Source organism: Desulfobaculum sp., from assembly GCF_054921475.1.
This window is the reverse complement of record NZ_JBUDSW010000356.1, coordinates 1-2,814: the sequence shown is the minus strand read 5'-3', so window position 1 is coordinate 2,814 and position 2,814 is coordinate 1. Positions and strand designations below refer to the sequence as shown.

The 2,814-nt window shown below is 63.1% G+C and carries 4 protein-coding genes and 1 pseudogene; all 5 read right to left on the bottom strand.

Annotation, left to right across the window (positions count from 1 at the left end):
• Positions 1 to 233, bottom strand: a 233-nt coding sequence (locus ACY69P_RS15840) for an HAD family hydrolase (protein WP_462328180.1), incomplete at its 3' end; no start/stop codon positions are given.
• Between the two features lie 360 nt (positions 234 to 593).
• Entirely contained in the window at positions 594 to 1,397 is an 804-nt protein-coding gene (proC, locus tag ACY69P_RS15835; protein WP_459899293.1) for a pyrroline-5-carboxylate reductase, read from the bottom strand.
• 13 nt (positions 1,398 to 1,410) lie between these two features.
• Positions 1,411 to 1,827 (bottom strand): nucleoside-diphosphate kinase, encoded by a 417-nt coding sequence (gene ndk, locus ACY69P_RS15830; RefSeq protein WP_404844551.1) that lies wholly within the window; start codon positions 1,825 to 1,827, stop codon positions 1,411 to 1,413.
• Positions 1,828 to 1,899: 72 nt separating this feature from the next.
• Complete coding sequence (locus ACY69P_RS15825) at positions 1,900 to 2,694, bottom strand: ABC transporter ATP-binding protein (protein ID WP_404844552.1); 795 nt, start codon at positions 2,692 to 2,694, stop codon at positions 1,900 to 1,902.
• Positions 2,688 to 2,814: pseudogene (locus ACY69P_RS15820) on the bottom strand (ABC transporter permease); the annotation flags it as partial. The pseudogene ACY69P_RS15820 and the gene ACY69P_RS15825, both read right to left, overlap by 7 nt.

The following is a 2,814-nucleotide window of genomic DNA, read 5'->3' as shown; positions in this document are numbered from 1 at the left end:
CCGTTTTCGCCCACCAGTCCGTCCACAGGCCACATGCGGGCGATGTGGTCGCACCAGCCGGCGGGGCGGCCAGTGATGGGGATAACGCGGATGCCCGCGCAGCGCAGGTCTTCCAGCGCCTGATAGGCGGCGGCAGGCAGGCGGCCGTCGTTGGTGAGGGTGTCGTCAATGTCGGTCAGCACGTAGCGCACGGCGGCGCGTGCGTCGCGGGGGAAGTCGCAAATTGGGCGCATGGGCGGAATCCTCTCTGGCATGCGGATGAAGCGGGTATGGTTTGTATCAGCGCGTGGCGGATGCATAGCGTTTCCCGGTGATTGGGGCAAGGGCGAGGCCCGTGCGGCTGGCGGGCGGAGTGGCATTGGGCCGGGGCCGGTCAGGTCTGCGGGCCAACAACGAGAAGGGGATTCCGGTGGGGACGGACGGAGGGCGAAGGCCGCGGGTATGTGAACGCAACCGTAGCCGGGAGGCGGGAGCAGAGAACGTGCGAACACGTGGCGGGCGAATGCTGGCGGCGTGTGCGCGGGCGGCGGCGGGCGAAAAAAAGCGCGGCCCGCAGAGCAGGCCGCGCCAAATAGGCTGTCTATGCCGCCCAGCTACTTGCCAAGCTCCACACTGCGCGCAAAGGACTTGCCCACGGCCTGCACAATGGCGGCGCGGACGCCCTCGGCGTCGAGGTGGTTGGTGGCGGCGATGGTTGTCCCTGCGGGGGAGCAAACCATTTCGCGCAGGACGGAGACATGGTGGTCGCTTTCCTCGGCCAGCTTGGCTGAGCCGGTGAAGAGCGCCTCGGTCATCTCCGTGGCCTGTTGGCGCGTCAGCCCAAGGGTGACGCCCGCCTCGATGACGGCCTCCATAAAGTAGAAGACGTAGGCGGGGCCGGACCCGGCAAGGGCTGTGAAGGCGTCAAACTGCTTTTCCGGCAGAATGTGCACCTGCCCAAGCGCGCCGAACATCTCCGGCACAAAGGCTTTGTGCGCGTCCGTGAGCGCCGCGTCGTCCAGACAGACGGCAAACACGCCCGCGCCAACCATGGCCGGGGTGTTGGGCATAATGCGCACTACGGGAACGCTTCCGCCGGTAAAGGCGCGCAGCTGGTCCGTCCGGAGTCCTGCGGCGATGGAAAGCAGGCATGCGCCGCGCTGCGACAGGACCGGGGCAAGCTCGGTCAGGAGCGGCTCCATGTGCTGCGGCTTGACGGCAACAAGGACATAGTCCGAACGCTTCGCCACGTCCTCGGGGCTGGCGGCAATTTCAATGCCGCAGCGCTCCGACAGCGCGCGGGCGTTGTCTTCGGAAAGGTCGTACCCAACGATGGAGATATCCTTGCGCCCGGCAAGGCCGGACACAATGGCTCCACCCATATTTCCAAGGCCGATGACGCCGATAACGGTGTGCATAGTCAAACTCTCTTTAGCCTACAATCTCAAGCTGGTTGAAGAAGTAGGCGATTTCGGTTGCTGCGGTTTCGGGGGCGTCGGAACCGTGCACGCTGTTGGCTTCGATATTTTTGGCGAAGCACTTGCGGATGGTGCCTTCCTCGGCCTGCTCGGGATTGGTGGCGCCCATCAGCTCGCGGTAGCGGGTGATGGCGTTTTCGCCCTCAAGCACGGACACGACACACGGGCCGGAGCACATGTAGTCGCACAGGCTGTCGAAGAAGGGGCGCTCGCTGTGCACGGCGTAGAAACCCTGCGCCTGCTCTTTGGTCATGTGGATCTTCTTGGTGGCAACGACCTTCAGACCGGATTCCTCTATCATCTTCAAGATGGAGCCGATGAGGTTACGCTCGACGGCGTCGGGTTTGATGATGGAGAAAGTGCGTTCCATGAGTACCTCCGAATGAGTGTTGGTTGAGTGGGACAGATCGTCCATGCGGGTGAGTGCGGCCCGCGAGAGTGTCTAGGTGAGGAGCATCCTGTCGGACGAGAACTCTTCTCCCTTGACTGCATAGAACTGGGCCAGCAGGTCGTTCACGGACAGCGAGTGCTTCTTCTCGCCGCTAACGTCCATGATGATTTCGCCCTGATGGAGCATGATGAGCCTGTTGCCCAGCTTTATCGCCTGATTCATGTTGTGGGTGACCATGAGTGTGGTCAGCCCCAGCTCCGTCACAAGGTGCTCCGTGAGCAGCAAAACGGAGTTTGCGGTTTTGGGGTCCAGCGCGGCGGTGTGCTCGTCAAGGAGCAGGATGTCCGGGCGGACCATGGTCGCCATGAGCAGCGTCAGCGCCTGCCGCTGGCCGCCGGAAAGCAGACCAATGCGGTCGTCTAGCCTGTCCTCCAGGCCGAGGCCAATCTTGTGGACCTCGCGCCGGAAGTAGGCGCGGTCGTCAGCGGTAACGCCCTGCCTCAGCGAGCGCGATGCCCCGCGGCGGCGCGCAAGGGCAAGGTTCTGCGCAATGGTCAGCGAGGCGCAGGTGCCAAGCAGCGGGTCCTGAAACACGCGGCCCATGTGCCGGGCGCGTTTGTACTCCGGCCACCGCGAGATGTCATCATTTTTCAGGGTGATGGAGCCGCTGTCTGGCATGAAGGTTCCGGCCAGCGTGTTGAGCAGGGTGGACTTGCCCGCGCCGTTGGAGCCGATAACCGTGATGAAATCGCCCTCGTTGATGGTGAGGTCCACGTTTTTGAGCGCCAGCACCTCGTTGACGCTGCCTTTATGGAAGGAGAGTGTCACGTCGGATAATGTCAGCATCTGGCGAACCTTTTTTTCAGTTTGGGCATGGTCAGCGCCAGCACGACGAGAACAGCGGTGATAAGGTTCAGGTCGCTGGGCGTAAAGGAGAAGCTGCCCACCTTGAGCCCAAGGGCGAGG